The organism is Streptomyces indicus (genome assembly GCF_900100315.1).
Lineage (GTDB): Bacteria > Actinomycetota > Actinomycetes > Streptomycetales > Streptomycetaceae > Streptomyces > Streptomyces indicus.
Genome location: NZ_FNFF01000027.1, coordinates 36,776 through 50,030, shown reverse-complemented (window position 1 = coordinate 50,030; position 13,255 = coordinate 36,776). Strand labels below are relative to the sequence as shown.

The window sequence follows — 13,255 nt, the reverse complement described above, 5'->3', positions numbered from 1 at the left end:
CCCCACCTCCGAAGTCGGCAAGATCACCAAGTCCACGCCGATGGGCTCACTCGACGCCCCCTTCAACCCGGTCTCCCTCGCCATCGGCGCGGAAGCCGGCTTCGTGGCCCGCACGGTCGACTCCGACCGCAAACACCTCACCGACGTCCTGCGCCAGGCCGCCGCCCACCCCGGCACCGCCCTGGTGGAGATCTACCAGAACTGCAACATCTTCAACGACGGCGCCTTCGAAGTCCTCAAGGACAAGCAGCAAGCCGAAGAAGCCGTGATCCGCCTCGAGCACGGGCAGCCGATCCGCTTCGGTGCCCCCCTGGACGACGGGCTGGGCCACAAGGGCGTCGTCCGCGACCCGGCCACCGGCGACCTCAAGGTCGTCGACGTCACGCCCGACAACGCATCGCACCTGCTCATCCACAACACCCGCACGGCGTCCCCCACCACGGCCTTCGCGCTCTCGCGGCTGGCCGACCCGGACACCCTGCACCACACCCCCATCGGCGTGCTGCGCAGCGTCGACCGCCCGGTCTACGACACCCTCATGGCCGGCCAACTCGACACGGCCATCGAGCAGAACGGCAAGGGCGACCTCGCCGCGCTGCTCGCCGGCAAGGACACCTGGACCGTGGAGACTTCCTCATGACCTACGTGATCGCTCAGCCCTGCGTCGACCTCAAGGACAAGGCGTGCATCGACGAGTGCCCCGTCGACTGCATCTACGAAGGACCACGCAAGATGTACATCAACCCCGACGAGTGCGTGGACTGCGGCGCCTGCGAACCGGTCTGCCCCGTCGAGGCCATCTTCTACGAGGACGCCGTGCCCGAGGAGTGGGCCGGCTACGGCTCAGCCGACCAGGAGGTGTTCGCCACAACCAAGGTGGCAGGCGGTGCGTCGGCGGCGGGGGTGCTGCCCGCCGACCACCCGGTGGTCCAGGCCGAACCGGTGAAGGAAGCCGGCTGAGCCTTGTCGCACACCGGCCGGGCCCTCCCCCGATACCGCGGAGGGCCCGGCCGGTGTGCGACGAGGCCGTGAGCACGGCACGGCCGCCGCTTTGCGGCAGCGGCGGCACAAGAGGGGGCCAGGGCGGCCCGCGCCGCCATCCGAAGGCTCGCGTCCGCCCTGCGCAGCGGGGGTGATGGGGCGTGCACCGGAGCTCCCACCCGGCAGCCGGCGCCGCATCACACCCCGCCGGGCAGTCGGCGCCGCATCGCGCCCCGCCGGGCAGTCGGCGCCGTATCACGCCCGGCCGGGGTGGGGAGGTCGCGGCCGCCGTCGGACTCGCCTCGCAGCGGGCGCGACTGCGGGGCGCGAACTCGCGCGGTACGGCGTGCACTTCGCTGTCGCTGCCGGCACCCGGGGCGGCACCGCAGCGTGCCGGCGACGGTGGAGTCGCCGCTCTCCACAGGGCATCGTGCCGGGCGGGTCGCGCGCGCCCGTCCGGCCTGGGGCGAGCGGGAGCCGCCGCGGCCGCGGGGCGCGGCGGCACGCGCTCCTCGCCGTCACCCGACGACGGCGAGGAGCAAACAAACGGCGCGCTGCGCGGTGGACAGCAAGCCCTTCTGCCGGAACCGCCGAGGAGGACGCCTCCTCTGCGCCCCCGCCGGTGGTCAGGGTGCGACGGGCGCGTCCGTCGCGTGCCGGTTCTCCACGACCTTGCGCACGGCCGCCGCGACCGTGTGCACGTCGCCGTCGCTCAGGCCGGGATGCAGGGGCAGGCACAGGGTGCGCTCCGCGGCCCAGTCCGAGTGGGGCAGCTGGAGGGCCTGGGACCCGAAGGCGGGCACCTTGTGCAGCGGTGCGTAACGGAAGGTCGTGTAGATGCCCTGCTTGTACAGGTCGCCGGCGAGGTCGTCCCGGATCTCCGGTGCCGTCTGCACCCAGTAGAAGTAGTGGGTGGACTCGTGGCCCTCCGGCAGGGCGGGGGGAAGCAACAGCCCGGGCACCTCGCCCAGTTCACGGTCGTAAAGTGCGCAGATCTCCTGGCGGCGGCGTACGAACTCGGGCAGCCGGCGCAGCTGTACGGCACCGATCGCGGCTGTGAGATCGTTGCCGATGACGCGGCGGCCGGGCTCGGGGATGTCCAACTCCCACCAGCGGGAGGAGACTTGCGCGTAGCCGAAGCCGCTGGGCTGGGCCAGCCCGTGGTAGGCCAGCCGCCTGGTCCGTGCGGCCCGCTGCGGGTCCTTGAGGTAGATCATTCCGCCGTCGCCGGTGACCATGACCTTCATGGCGTCGAAGCTCCACATGGCGATGTCGCCGAAGGACCCCGCAGCCCGGCCGTCCACCCGGGAGGCCACCGAGCAGGCCGCGTCCTCGATCAAGGTGAGGCCCAGCTCCCGGCACCGGTCCGCGATGCGCACGATGTCACCGGGCGAGCCCCCGTAGTGCAGGACGATGACCGCCTTGGTGCGAGGCGTGAGCGCCTGCTCGATGTCCTCGACCGTGGGGTTGAGGGTGCGGGGGTCGACGTCGCAGAAGACCGGCCGGGCGCCACAGCTGAGGACGGCGTTCGCGGCAGCGACGAAGCTGAGGGAGGGCAGTACCACCTCGTCGCCCTCCTGCAGGTCCATCGATTCCAGGGCGAGGAAGAGCCCTGAGGTACCCGAGTTGACGAAGATGACGTGTTCGGCGGGCACCTCGATGTGCTCCGCGAACGCGGCCTCGAAGGCCCGCGTACGAGGGCCGTGTCCCAGCCACTTGTCATCGAAGGTCTCGGCAACCGCGGCAAGTTCTTCCGCTCCGACTTGGGGCTGAAAGAGATTGATCATGACTACCTTTCGTGTCGCCGCCTGGCAGGTGGGGGCCGGCCGACGCCAGGACGATCCGCGTGGCTTCCCGGACGTGTTCACTCCTGACGAGCAGGGGACGGTGGCGGGGCTCCATCGTGTGCCCCGGCGCTAAAAGTTGGGCAAAGCGCCGGGGTGTGCCGGGCATCCGGGGCGAAGCGCAGGGACAGGTCCTGCGCGCCGGCGTCCGGCGGTGCGCGGGCGGCCGTCGCCCGGCGGCGGACCCAGGGCTCCCCCTCTCGCAGCCGTGTGCACGACGCGCGAGATGCGGAGGGCTGCTGCACAAGCGGGACTTCAGCGTGCGGGGGCACGCTCGCCCGGGGCGCGCACCGGCGCCGGCCCCTGCCCATGAGCGCGAGGAGAGGACCAGCGATGCAGCCGACGTACGACGAGGATGTGCGCACGTCCCGGCTCGCGGACCCGCCGGATCCGCGCCGTTGGGCGGTGCTCGCGGTCCTCTCCCTCGCCCTGTTCGTGATCATCCTCAACAACGGGCTGCTGAACGTCGCGTTGCCCAGTCTGATGCGGGACCTGGACATCGGCATCGGCACGACGCAGTGGATCGTCGACGGCTACGCGCTGGTCTTCGCGGCCTGCCTGCTCACCGCGGGCACCCTGTCCGACCGGTACGGCCGCAAGCGGGCCACGCTGCTCGGTGTCGTTCTGTTCGGTGCCGGCTCGCTGCTCGCCCTCACCGCTGACGGTGCGGGCCAGCTCATCGCCGCACGGGCCGTGATGGGGCTGGCCGCTTCCCTGGTCATGCCGGGCACCCTGTCCATCCTGGTGGACGTGTTCCCCGCGCACGAGCGGCCGCGGGCCCTCGCCATCTGGGGCAGCACGTCCGCACTGGGGGTGGCCGTGGGGCCGGCGCTCGGCGGGGCCCTGGCGGGCCACTTCTGGTGGGGCTCGGTGTTCCTGGTGAACCTGCTGCCGGTCGTGGTCGTCCTGGTCGCGGGGCTGCTGTTGCTGCCGGAGTCGGCGGCGCCCGTGCCCCGGCCGCTGGACCCGGTGGGTGCGCTGCTCGGCTCCGCGGTCATGGTGGGCCTGGTGTTCGGCGCCATCCACGCCTCGGGCGAGGGATGGACGTCGGCGGCCGTCCTGGGTGCGTTCGGCGCCGCCCTGGTGTGCGGCACCGGGTTCGTGGTGTGGGAACGGCGGCACCCCAGCCCGATGGTCGACTTCGCGCTGCTGCGCCATCCCGTCTTCCTCGGCGCGAGCGCCGGCATCATGCTGCTTTTCTGCGGCCTGGCCGGCACCCTGTTCGTCCTCACGCAGCACCTTCAATTCGGCTTCGGGTACGGGCCGTTGCAGGCCGGACTCGCTCTCGCCCCGATCGCGGTCGCGGTCGGGGCGGGATCGGCCGCCGCCCCGTGGCTGGCCCGCCGCCGCGGACCGCGCGGCGCGGTCGGCGCCGGTCTGGCGACGGCGGCGGCGGGCACCCTGGCACTCGCGGCGGCCGACGGCTACACGGGCGTGCTGGCCGGGCTCGCGGTGCTCGGCGTGGGCGTCGGCCTGGCCCTGGGGCCTGCGACGGACACCGCGCTGTCGCTGGTCGCACCCGAACGGTCGGGCAACGCGGCGGCCCTCAACGACACCATGATGGAACTCGGCAACGCCGTCGGTGTCGCCGTCATCGGCACCGTCCTCGCGCAGGGCGCGGCCGGCGCCCGTGTCGCGGCCGCCGCGCCGGCGGGTTTCGTCACCGCGGCCGTCATCGTCGCGGCCGGTGCGGTGCTCGCCGGGCTGCTGCTGCCCGGTCCCGCCGTGCGCGTGGCGCCCGTACACACGGGCGGGCCGGTCGTCCGTACCCCGCCCACGGCGCAGGATGTGCCCGCCCGGCCGACCTGACCCCCGGATCGAGATGACCGATGCACCGTTTCCGTCCCTCCCCACAAGGTGGCTCCATGCCCGTCGCCTCACGCTCATTACTCCGCCGCGTCTTCTACACCGGCCCGTCGCTGGCCGAGCTCCAGCAGCACTACGCCAAGGGGGGCCTCATCGACGACCGGGCGCCCGTGACCGCCCTCAGCCGGGTACGGATCGAGGCTCCCCCGGCCACCGTGTGGCGGCTGCTGCACGACCTGCCGGGCTGGCCCTCGTGGGTGCCGGGCGTCACCTCCGTGCGGCAGGGGCCCAAGGGCGCCGTGCCGGATGAGGAGTTCCGCTGGAAGCTGGGCGGGATGCCCATCAGGTCGACGCTGGCCGTGGTCGAGCCGCTGCGGGAACTGTGCTGGACCGGCGTGCTGGCCGGCACCCGCGCGGTGCACCGCTTCCGGCTCGCCTCCCTCGAGGACGGGCGCGCCACCGAGGTGTTGTCGGAGGAGTCCATCGGCGGCCCGTTCATCGCCCTGTACTTCCCCAGCGCCAAGCTGCGCACCGTCCTTGAGGACTGGCTGGCAGCCCTCAAGTCCACGGCTGAGACTGCTGAGAGGGAGGTTGTCCGGTGACGGGTACGACTGTGGCGCTCGCCAACAACGGCGTCCTGCTCGGCGTCCGCTTCCTGCTCGAGGTGGTCTCGCTGGTCTGCTTCGGCATCTGGGCCTGGCGCACCGTGCCACCGCCGTGGCGCTGGCTCGCGGTGGTCGCGCTGCCGGTGGCCGTCGGCTGGATGTGGGGCACCTTTGCCGTGCCGGACGATCCCTCGCGCTCGGGCGAGAGCGATGTCCACACGCCCGGCCCGCTGCGGCTGCTGCTCGAACTCGCTGTGTTCTTCGGCGCGGTGGCAGCCCTGTATGCGGCGGATCTGCGCCGGGCCGCCCGCTGGCTGCTGGCGGTCATGGTCCTCTACCAAATCCTCGCCTACGACCGCATCGGCTGGCTGCTCAGCCACTGAACGCCGGGCGGCGCGCCGGGCGTTCGCGCGTGCCGCTCCCGACGGGCGGCGGGACAAGGCCGCATCGTGGCCGGCCTCCGGCGCGGCGGGAGCGCACGCGCACCGGCCCGCAGCAGCTCGGACACATCAAGAGGGGGACGTCGATGCCCGGCCAGGAGCAGCCAAGCGGCGGCCCCGGCGCCCGCCGCCGCCAGGCCCGCGGCGAGCGCCGCGCGGCCCAGCTCCTGGACGCCGCGGCCGTGGTCTTCGCGCGGAGCGGATACGCGGGGGCCGGCACCAACGCGATCGCCCGCGAGGCCGGGGTGTCACCGGGCACGCTCTACCAGTTCTTCGCCAACAAGGAGGCCATCGCGATCAAGCTGGGCGACCGGCTGCTCGAGCAGTGGCGCACTTCGTACGGCCAGGCGCTGTCCTCCGCGCACCTCGGGCTGCCGCTCGCCGGCCTGCTGGACGCGGTGGTCGACCCGCTGCTCGACTTCAACGCCCGTAACCCGGCGTTCCACGTGCTCGTGCACGGCGCGGACAGCCCCGGCCACGTCACCGATGCCTTCGAGCACTTCCACGGCGTGGTGCTCGGCCGGATCGAGGAGATCCTCGCGCTCCACCTGCCCGGTGCAGCGCGGGCCGAGGTCACCCGCGTCGCCACCACCGTCCTCGCCCTGTTCACGGCGGGCCTCGACCTGATCGCGGCGCATCCCGGCGAACAGGACGTGTACCGGGCGGAGTTGAAGAAGGTGCTGTTGCGCTACCTGGAGCCGGTGCTCGGCGCCCGCCCGCCCGCTCGGGCCGGCCGTGCGCGGCGCCCCGGTGCCTGAGCCGCCGATCCGCCTCGTACACCCCGGGGGGCTTGCCCCTGCCGTGCCGGGGGTGGTCTCGGCGCAGCGCCAGAGCGCAGTCGGGGCACAAGACCCCCTTTTTTTGGGGGGGCCGTGTGCCCGCTGTGCCGCGCGACGTCGCTGCGGCCTCCGGCAGGTTCCCCCTTTGGTCTTCCACCGCATCCGATTTGGCTGTCTTTTAGCGGTCCACCGCATGCTCGCGGTGTGCCTGCCGGGAGCCGCGCCACCGTGCGTCGAGGTGTCCGGCCGGTCGGGCAGGTGCCCCGACGTGCGCGTCCGCACACCGGGACCCGGACGTCCGCCGCCCCACCGGTCCGTCCTCCTCGCCGCTCACGGTGACGCGGTCCCGGCGGGCATCCAGACAACCTGACGAGCCCGAGGCGGAACGGAATGACGCGTTACCTGTCCCACACCTTTCCGACGGACGACGCCCAGACCGGGGTGCGGCTGTTCTGCTTCCCCTACGCGGGCGGCGGGGCGTCGGCCTACCGGCGCTGGCAGCGCGGCCTCGACGTGCACGGAGCGGGCGCTCGGGTGCTGCCCGTCCAACTGCCCGGCCGCGAGGGCCGGATGACCGAACCGCGCTTCACCGACCTGCACGCGCTCGTCGCCGATCTCGACGAGCAGCTGGATGCGGAGCTGGAGCACCCGCACGTGTTCTACGGGCACAGCATGGGCGCCCTCGTGGCGTATGCGCTCACGGCCCGGCGCCAGCGCCGCGGTGCACCGCTGCCGCTGGCGCTGGCGCTGAGTTCGTACCGGGCGCCGCACCTTCCGGCGCCGAAGATCGCCGACCCGGGGGCCAGCGACGAGGAACTGGTGGCTTCGCTCGCCGCGTTGGGCGGTATCCCGCGGGTGATCCTCGAGCATCCCGACTTCCTGGCGGCGCTGCTGCCCGTCGCCCGCGATGACCTCCTGCTGTGCACGACGGCCTTCGCCCCGGACGAGGAGGCCGTGCGGGTGCCGCTGCACCTGTTCATCGGGGCCAGGGACCGGCTCGTGTCGGTGCCCGAGGTGGTGGCCTGGCGGCGCCACGCGGGCCGCGGCTGCGAGGTGCGGGTGGTGCCGGGCGGGCACTTCTTCATCCGCGCCCACGAGGACGTCTTCCTGCAGGAACTCGCGTCCGTGATCCGCCGGTACGACCGGGCCCCGGCGCTGGCCGGCGCGTTGTCCGCCTGAGCGACGGAGGTTGTGATGAGTCATCAGCAGACGTACACGGAACGGGTGCTGGCCCGGGTGCAGGAGCGGGGCGGGGCCGAGGCCTTCGCGTTCGTCCGTGACACGGGGGTGGAGCGGCTCGGCTACGCCGAGCTGGACGAGCGGGCCAGGGACATCGCCTCCTGGCTGTTGGATCGAGGCCTGTCCGGTCGGCAGGTGCTGCTGCTGTACCCGTCCGACCTGTCCTTCGTGACGGCCTTCGTGGGCTGTCTGTACGCGGGCGCGGTCGCGGTCCCGGCGCCGCTGCCCACCGACCGCACCCGTCACTTCGAGCGGCTCGCCCGGATCGCGGGCGACGCCCGGGTCGGCGCGGTGCTCACCACCGCGGCGGCCGCGCCGGACATCGAGGCCGGGCTGAGCGGCATCCGGTCCGTGCCCTGCGTGGCGACGGACGCCGGCCCCCTGGGCGACGCCGCCCAGTGGCGCGCCCCCGACCTGCGCCCGGACGACCTGGCCTTCCTGCAGTACACGTCGGGCTCGACCAGCACGCCCAAGGGGGTCATGGTCTCGCACCGCAACCTCATGGCCAACGAGGCGGCGATCCAGCGCTCGCTGGGCGCGACCGGCGACTCCGTCTTCGGCAGCTGGCTGCCGCTCTACCACGACATGGGGCTCATCGGGCATGTGCTGCAGCCGCTGTGGCTGGGGGCGCGGGCCGCGCTCATGGAGCCGGGCGCCTTCCTGCGCCGGCCGGTGGGCTGGCTGGAGATGATCGGGGAGCACGGGGTCACCATCGGCGGCGGCCCCAACTTCGCGTACGACATGTGCGTGCGGCGGGTCAAGGACGCCGATCTCGCCCGTCTGGACCTGTCCGGCTGGGAGTCCGCCTGCAACGGCGCCGAGCCGGTGCGCGCCGACACCCTGGCCGCGTTCGCGCACCGGTTCGCGCCGGCGGGTTTCCGGCCCGAGGCGTTCTTCCCGTGCTACGGCATGGCGGAGACCACGCTGTTGGTGTCGGGGGCTCCCCGCGGGGCCGCGCCCGTCACCCGCCGCGTCGATGCGGCCGCCCTGGAGCGCGGCGCAGTCGTCCCGGCGGTGGCGGACGCTCCCGAGCGCACGCTGGTGAGCAGCGGCACGGTCCGCGCCGAGGACTTCGAGGTGCGGATCGTCGAACCGGCGACGTCACGGGCCGTGCCGCAGGGGCGGGTCGGGGAGATCTGGGTGCGCGGAGCGAGTGTGGCCGGCGGCTACTGGGCGCAGACCCAGGCCACGGCGCAGACGTTCGGGGCCCGGCTCGCCGACGAGGCCGGGCCGGCGGCCGCGGGCTGGCTGCGCACCGGGGACCTGGGAGCCGTCGCGGACGGGCAGTTGTTCGTCACCGGCCGGCTGAAGGAGATGATGCTGGTCAACGGCCGCAACATCTACCCCCACGATGTGGAGGCCGCGGCGCGTGCCGTGGACCGGTCGCTGGGCACGGGTGCCGCGTTCACGGTACCGGCCGGCCCGGAGGGCCGGGAGCGGTTGGTGCTCGTGCTCGAGGCCACGGGTCTTGAGGCGGTGGCGGACATCGCCGAGGCGGGCCGTGAGCTGACCGGCCGGGTCCAGGCCGCACTCGCCCGGGAGTTCGGGATCGCGGTGGGCAGCGTCCTGCTCGTGGCGCCCGGCACGGTGCGCAGGACCACCAGCGGAAAGATCCAGCGGACTTTGATGCGCCGGCAGTTCCTCACCGGGCGCACCCCCGCGGTGCATGCCGTGGTGGAGCCGGAGGCCGAGCGGCTGGTGGACCGGTCCGGGGCGGACCCCGGTGAGCGGCTGGTCGGGCGGCCGACACGGTCGTAGGCCGGGATCCGGGACGCAGGTCGAGCCGGGCGGTTGCGTCGGCGCGGGTGCCGCCCGTGCTGCGCCGCGCGGGCGTCCGCGTCGGCTCGCCGGCTGCCGGCCCTCGGGGCCGGCGGCCGCTGGCCGGGGGAAGGGGTGGTGCCGAGGGGCGGGGCGGACGCGCACGGGGTCCGCCCCGCCCCTCGGTCTGCCCGCCCGTCGGTCTGCCCGCCCGGCCGCGCAACCGCCGCTACAGCCGGGGCCGCCACCATGGCCGAAAGGCACCCCACAGCCGGCGCACCACCAGGTTCTCCCGCGGTTTCGACCCAGTTTTCTCCCCGATATCCAGGAGCGGATGTGCAGGACGACCGGGCGCAAGCCTTCATGACGACCTTGACGCAACACCTCGCCGCCGTGCGCCCCGAGACGGCCCTGCGGCAGATCACCGAGCACTCCCGGCTCACCGGAGACCTGGGGCTGGACTCGGTGGAGCTGGCCGAACTCTTCGAGCGCATCCGGGAGACGTACGCGGGAGTCGAGATCTCCGCCTGGCTGGCGACGGCGACCCGGGCGGAGGGCGACACGGTCGGCAGCCTGGTGCGCTACCTGGCGCTGGCCGTGCCCGAGGAGCGGCCGCTGGTCACGGGGGTCGCCCGATGACCGTCACCCAGGACTCCCCCGCGCGCACCGACTTCGTCGCGCTGGCCCGAAAGCTGGCCGGGCGGTTCGCCGGCCGGGCCGCGGAGCACGACCGGGCGGGCGACTTCCCGCATGACAACATCGCCGAGCTGGTCTCCTCCGGCTACACCGCGATGACCGTGCCGCGCGAACACGGCGGCGGCGGGGCGGGGTTGGAGGAGCTGTGCCGGGCGCAGGAGGCCCTCGCGGCCGGCTGTGCGAGCACCGCCTTCGCGGTCAACATGCACGTCCACGGCATCGCGATGATCGCGGGGATCGGCGGCCCGGCCGCCGAGCGGGCCTACCGGGCCATCGTCGAGGACGGCGCGGTGATCGCCGGCGGGTTCAGCGAGCCGGGTGTGGGCGGCAACTGGTGGCATCCCACCACCAAGGCCCAGCCCGTCAAGGGCGGTTACCTGCTCAACGGGCGCAAGGGCTTCTTCACCGGGTTCCCGGCGGCCGACCTGCTGTTCCTGTCCGCTGCCCGCACCGACGACCGGGGGCTGCCGGAGCCGGTCGGTTTCCTGGTGCCCCGCCCGGAGCGCGGCGTGCGCGTCACGGCCGAGTGGGACGCGGCGGGCATGCGCGCCACGGGCAGCCACTCCCTGCTCCTGGAGGACCTGTTCGTGGCGGACGCGCACATGGTGGGGCAGCCCGGCACGCTGCCGCTGATGTTCATGCAGGGCGTGCACTGGGCGTGGTGCAGTTTCGCCTCCGTCTTCCTCGGGATCGCCCGCGGTGCTCTGGAGACGGTGGTCCGCGAACAGCGCAGCCGCACCCTGCATGTCCTGGACCGGACCGTCGCCCATCTGCCGGGCGTGCAGTTCCGGGTGGCCGAGATGCGCACCCGGCTCGCGGCCGCCGAGGCGCACCTGTACCAGGCGGTGCGCGCCGATCACGACGCCGCGATCGTCACGGACCCGCTCGGCCACTACATCGAGATGAGCGTCATGAAGAACAGCGTGTGCCGCCTCGCGCACGAGGTGGTCACGCTCGCGATGCAGGTCCAGGGCGGCTCCGCGCTGATGTCCGCGCACCCGCTGCAGCGCGCCTACCGGGACGTGGTGGCCGGGCTGCTCGTCCCGCCGAACTCCGACGTGACCGCCGAGTGGGCGGGCAAGCACGCGCTCGGAGTGCCGGTCTTCGCCGAACCCCGCTGGGAGGGCTGAACACCATGACGACCGCCACACCGGTCAAGGGCAGCGAACGGGCCCTGCGCTGGGCCGCGTTGCAAGACCGTGCCCGGGCCCTGGCCCGCCGGTTCGAGGAGCGTTCCGAGACGTCGTACGGGTCCGGCGAGTTCGTCGGCGAGAACATCCGCGATCTGATCGACGCCGGGCTCACCGCGGTCAACGTCCCCGCGGACCTGGGCGGGTTCGAGGCCACCTTGGAGGAGAACACCCGGCTGCTGCGGATCATCGCCGGGGGCTGTGGTTCCACCGCTTTCACGCTGGCCATCCACACGGTGCTGACCGGTTCGATGCGCAGTGATCTGAGCGTGGCCGTGCGCGAGCGCATGTTCGCAGCAGTGCGCGAGGGGGCGTTCGTCGTGGGCCCGTTCACCGACGAGGGCTCCGGCGGCAACTGGGTGCGGCCCTCGACGGTCGCCCGCCGGGTGCCTGACGGTTTCGTCCTGGACGGGCTCAAGCACTTCGCCACCGGCTTCGACGCGGCCACCCACCTGGTGGTCACCGCGGGCCTGGACGACGCCCATCTCGAGCCTCCCTTCAACCTGGCGGCGTTCTTCGTCGACAAGCCCGAGCAGGGCGTGGAGGTGGTCGCTCCCTGGAGCGGCTTCGCCCTGCCGATGACGGGCTCGCACTCCCTGAAGCTGGACGGTCTGCACGTCGACGCCGACGACTCGGTCTTCCCCGACGGGCTCACCCCGCTGTTCGTGATGGCCCGTCAGCAGTGGGGGCACTACTGCTTCGCCGCCGTCTTCCTCGGGCTCGCCGAGCGGGCCTGCGAGCTGGCCGTCGAACGCACCCGGGGCCGCGCCACGACGGCCGTCGCCGACCTGGCCCGGCTGCCCGGCATCCAGTTCGCGGTGGCCCGGATGCGCTCCTCGCTGGCGACCATGGACGCGCTGCTCACCGAGTACGCGACCCGGCATGTGGACCCGGGCGAGGACCTGCCGGCGTTCGTGGCCGACACCTGCATCCCGAAGTACCACATCACCAACGAGGCCGAGCACGTCGTCGCCACCGCCTTCGAGGTGATCGGCGGCTCCGGCATCCGGGACGGCTCCCGTATCGGGCAGATCTGGCGGGACGTCAAGGCGGGCCCGCTGCTGCCGTTCACCAACGACATGGCCCGCGAGTTCATCGGCAAGGCGACCCTGGGCATCAGCCCGGTCGAGACCCCGAGGTGGGTGTGATGTCCGGGGCGCCCACGATCGACAACGCGTACTACGAAGAGGTCGGCGACGACTGGTGGAACCCCCAGGGCCCGCTGCGCGCCCTGCACGAGATGAACCCGGCCCGCACCGCGTACTTCGACCGGATCATCAAGAAGCGCTACCCGGGCCGGCCCGCCGACACGATCCGCGTCGTCGACCTCGGCTGCGGCGGCGGGCTCGTCGCCGAGGAACTGGCCGGCCGCGGCTACCGCGTCACCGGCATCGACCTCTCCCCCGGCACCGTCGCCGCCGCCCGCCGGCACGCGGCGGCGGCGGGTGTCGAGGTGACCTATCAGGTCGGATCGGCGTACGGCACCGGTCTTGCGGACGGCTGCGCGGACGCGGTCGTCGCCTCCGACGTCCTGGAGCACTTCCACGACCTGCCGGCCGCGCTCGCCGAGATCGACCGGCTTCTCGCGCCCGGCGGTGTGCTGCTGTTCGACACGGTCAACCGCACGGTGCGCAGCTACCTGCTGCTCATCCTCGTCGCCGAGAAGCTCCTGGGCATCATCAAGCCCGGCACCCACAACTGGAAGATGTTCATCCGGCCCGCCGAGCTGCGGGTGCTGCTCGCGTCCGCCGGACTGCGGCTCGCCGACACCCACGGGCTGGGTCCGGCCCGGCCGCTGCCGCTGCTGCTGCCCGGTCTGCTGCGCCACCGCCGGCTGGGCGCATTCACCCTCACCGGCGATGTCTCGGCCAGCTACATCGGCCACGCCGTCAAACGAAGCACCTCGTGAAGGACAGG

The 13,255-nt window shown here is 73.2% G+C and carries 12 protein-coding genes and 1 pseudogene; 12 read left to right on the top strand and 1 reads right to left on the bottom strand.

The features are described 5' to 3' along the window. Both BLT97_RS35300 and fdxA read left to right on the top strand, forming a co-directional pair. A pseudogene (locus BLT97_RS35300) lies at positions 1-640 on the top strand (2-oxoacid:ferredoxin oxidoreductase subunit beta); the annotation flags it as partial. After that, complete coding sequence (fdxA, locus tag BLT97_RS35295; RefSeq protein ID WP_093617811.1) at positions 637-960, top strand: ferredoxin; 324 nt, start codon at positions 637-639, stop codon at positions 958-960. The pseudogene BLT97_RS35300 and the gene fdxA, both read left to right, overlap by 4 nt. 647 nt (positions 961-1,607) lie before the next feature. Here the strand turns inward: fdxA and BLT97_RS35290 are convergent. Next, entirely contained in the window at positions 1,608-2,768 is a 1,161-nt protein-coding gene (locus tag BLT97_RS35290; protein WP_093617809.1) for a DegT/DnrJ/EryC1/StrS family aminotransferase, read from the bottom strand. Positions 2,769-3,158: 390 nt separating this feature from the next. On the opposite strand from BLT97_RS35290, the gene BLT97_RS35285 reads away from it, so the two are divergent. The 10 genes from BLT97_RS35285 to ubiG all read left to right on the top strand — a co-directional run bounded on the left by BLT97_RS35285 (position 3,159) and on the right by ubiG (position 13,247). Beyond that, entirely contained in the window at positions 3,159-4,634 is a 1,476-nt protein-coding gene (locus BLT97_RS35285; protein ID WP_093617806.1) for an MFS transporter, read from the top strand. 56 nt (positions 4,635-4,690) lie between these two features. Then, entirely contained in the window at positions 4,691-5,233 is a 543-nt protein-coding gene (locus BLT97_RS35280; RefSeq protein WP_093617804.1) for an SRPBCC family protein, read from the top strand. Further along, positions 5,230-5,619 carry a YrdB family protein gene (locus BLT97_RS35275; protein ID WP_093617802.1) on the top strand — a complete coding sequence of 130 codons (390 nt, stop codon included), beginning with the start codon at positions 5,230-5,232 and terminating at the stop codon, positions 5,617-5,619. The genes BLT97_RS35280 and BLT97_RS35275 overlap by 4 nt, the downstream gene beginning before the upstream one ends. A gap of 143 nt (positions 5,620-5,762) precedes the next feature. Beyond that, positions 5,763-6,434 (top strand): TetR/AcrR family transcriptional regulator, encoded by a 672-nt coding sequence (locus tag BLT97_RS35270; RefSeq protein ID WP_093617800.1) that lies wholly within the window; start codon positions 5,763-5,765, stop codon positions 6,432-6,434. Between the two features lie 411 nt (positions 6,435-6,845). After that, on the top strand, positions 6,846-7,634 hold the full coding sequence (locus BLT97_RS35265) for a thioesterase II family protein (protein ID WP_245769725.1): 789 nt from the start codon (positions 6,846-6,848) through the stop codon (positions 7,632-7,634). Positions 7,635-7,649: 15 nt separating this feature from the next. Continuing rightward, positions 7,650-9,452: a fatty acyl-AMP ligase gene (locus BLT97_RS35260; RefSeq protein WP_093617798.1), complete on the top strand. Its 1,803-nt coding sequence runs from the start codon at positions 7,650-7,652 to the stop codon at positions 9,450-9,452. A 363-nt stretch (positions 9,453-9,815) separates the two neighbouring features. Continuing rightward, positions 9,816-10,091, top strand: coding sequence for an acyl carrier protein (locus tag BLT97_RS37450; RefSeq protein ID WP_176954006.1), 276 nt, complete (start codon positions 9,816-9,818; stop codon positions 10,089-10,091). Next, complete coding sequence (locus tag BLT97_RS35250; RefSeq protein WP_093617794.1) at positions 10,088-11,278, top strand: acyl-CoA dehydrogenase family protein; 1,191 nt, start codon at positions 10,088-10,090, stop codon at positions 11,276-11,278. Before BLT97_RS37450 ends, BLT97_RS35250 begins: the two co-directional genes overlap by 4 nt. A 5-nt stretch (positions 11,279-11,283) precedes the next feature. After that, positions 11,284-12,486, top strand: coding sequence for an acyl-CoA dehydrogenase family protein (locus BLT97_RS35245; RefSeq protein ID WP_093617792.1), 1,203 nt, complete (start codon positions 11,284-11,286; stop codon positions 12,484-12,486). Then, positions 12,486-13,247: a bifunctional 2-polyprenyl-6-hydroxyphenol methylase/3-demethylubiquinol 3-O-methyltransferase UbiG gene (ubiG, locus tag BLT97_RS35240; RefSeq protein ID WP_093617790.1), complete on the top strand. Its 762-nt coding sequence runs from the start codon at positions 12,486-12,488 to the stop codon at positions 13,245-13,247. Before BLT97_RS35245 ends, ubiG begins: the two co-directional genes overlap by 1 nt. Positions 13,248-13,255 lie beyond the last annotated feature (8 nt).

What these genes read in the sequence shown, in the direction of transcription:
- BLT97_RS35290 (WP_093617809.1), bottom strand. Translation starts at nt 2,768, where the DNA reads ATGATCAATCTCTTTCAGCCCCAAGTCGGAGCGGAAGAACTTGCCGCG.
- BLT97_RS35245 (WP_093617792.1), top strand. Translation starts at nt 11,284, where the DNA reads ATGACGACCGCCACACCGGTCAAGGGCAGCGAACGGGCCCTGCGCTGG.
- BLT97_RS35285 (WP_093617806.1), top strand. Translation starts at nt 3,159, where the DNA reads ATGCAGCCGACGTACGACGAGGATGTGCGCACGTCCCGGCTCGCGGAC.
- BLT97_RS35270 (WP_093617800.1), top strand. Translation starts at nt 5,763, where the DNA reads ATGCCCGGCCAGGAGCAGCCAAGCGGCGGCCCCGGCGCCCGCCGCCGC.
- fdxA (WP_093617811.1), top strand. Translation starts at nt 637, where the DNA reads ATGACCTACGTGATCGCTCAGCCCTGCGTCGACCTCAAGGACAAGGCG.
- ubiG (WP_093617790.1), top strand. Translation starts at nt 12,486, where the DNA reads ATGTCCGGGGCGCCCACGATCGACAACGCGTACTACGAAGAGGTCGGC.
- BLT97_RS35250 (WP_093617794.1), top strand. Translation starts at nt 10,088, where the DNA reads ATGACCGTCACCCAGGACTCCCCCGCGCGCACCGACTTCGTCGCGCTG.
- BLT97_RS35280 (WP_093617804.1), top strand. Translation starts at nt 4,691, where the DNA reads ATGCCCGTCGCCTCACGCTCATTACTCCGCCGCGTCTTCTACACCGGC.
- BLT97_RS35260 (WP_093617798.1), top strand. Translation starts at nt 7,650, where the DNA reads ATGAGTCATCAGCAGACGTACACGGAACGGGTGCTGGCCCGGGTGCAG.
- BLT97_RS35265 (WP_245769725.1), top strand. Translation starts at nt 6,846, where the DNA reads ATGACGCGTTACCTGTCCCACACCTTTCCGACGGACGACGCCCAGACC.
- BLT97_RS37450 (WP_176954006.1), top strand. Translation starts at nt 9,816, where the DNA reads ATGACGACCTTGACGCAACACCTCGCCGCCGTGCGCCCCGAGACGGCC.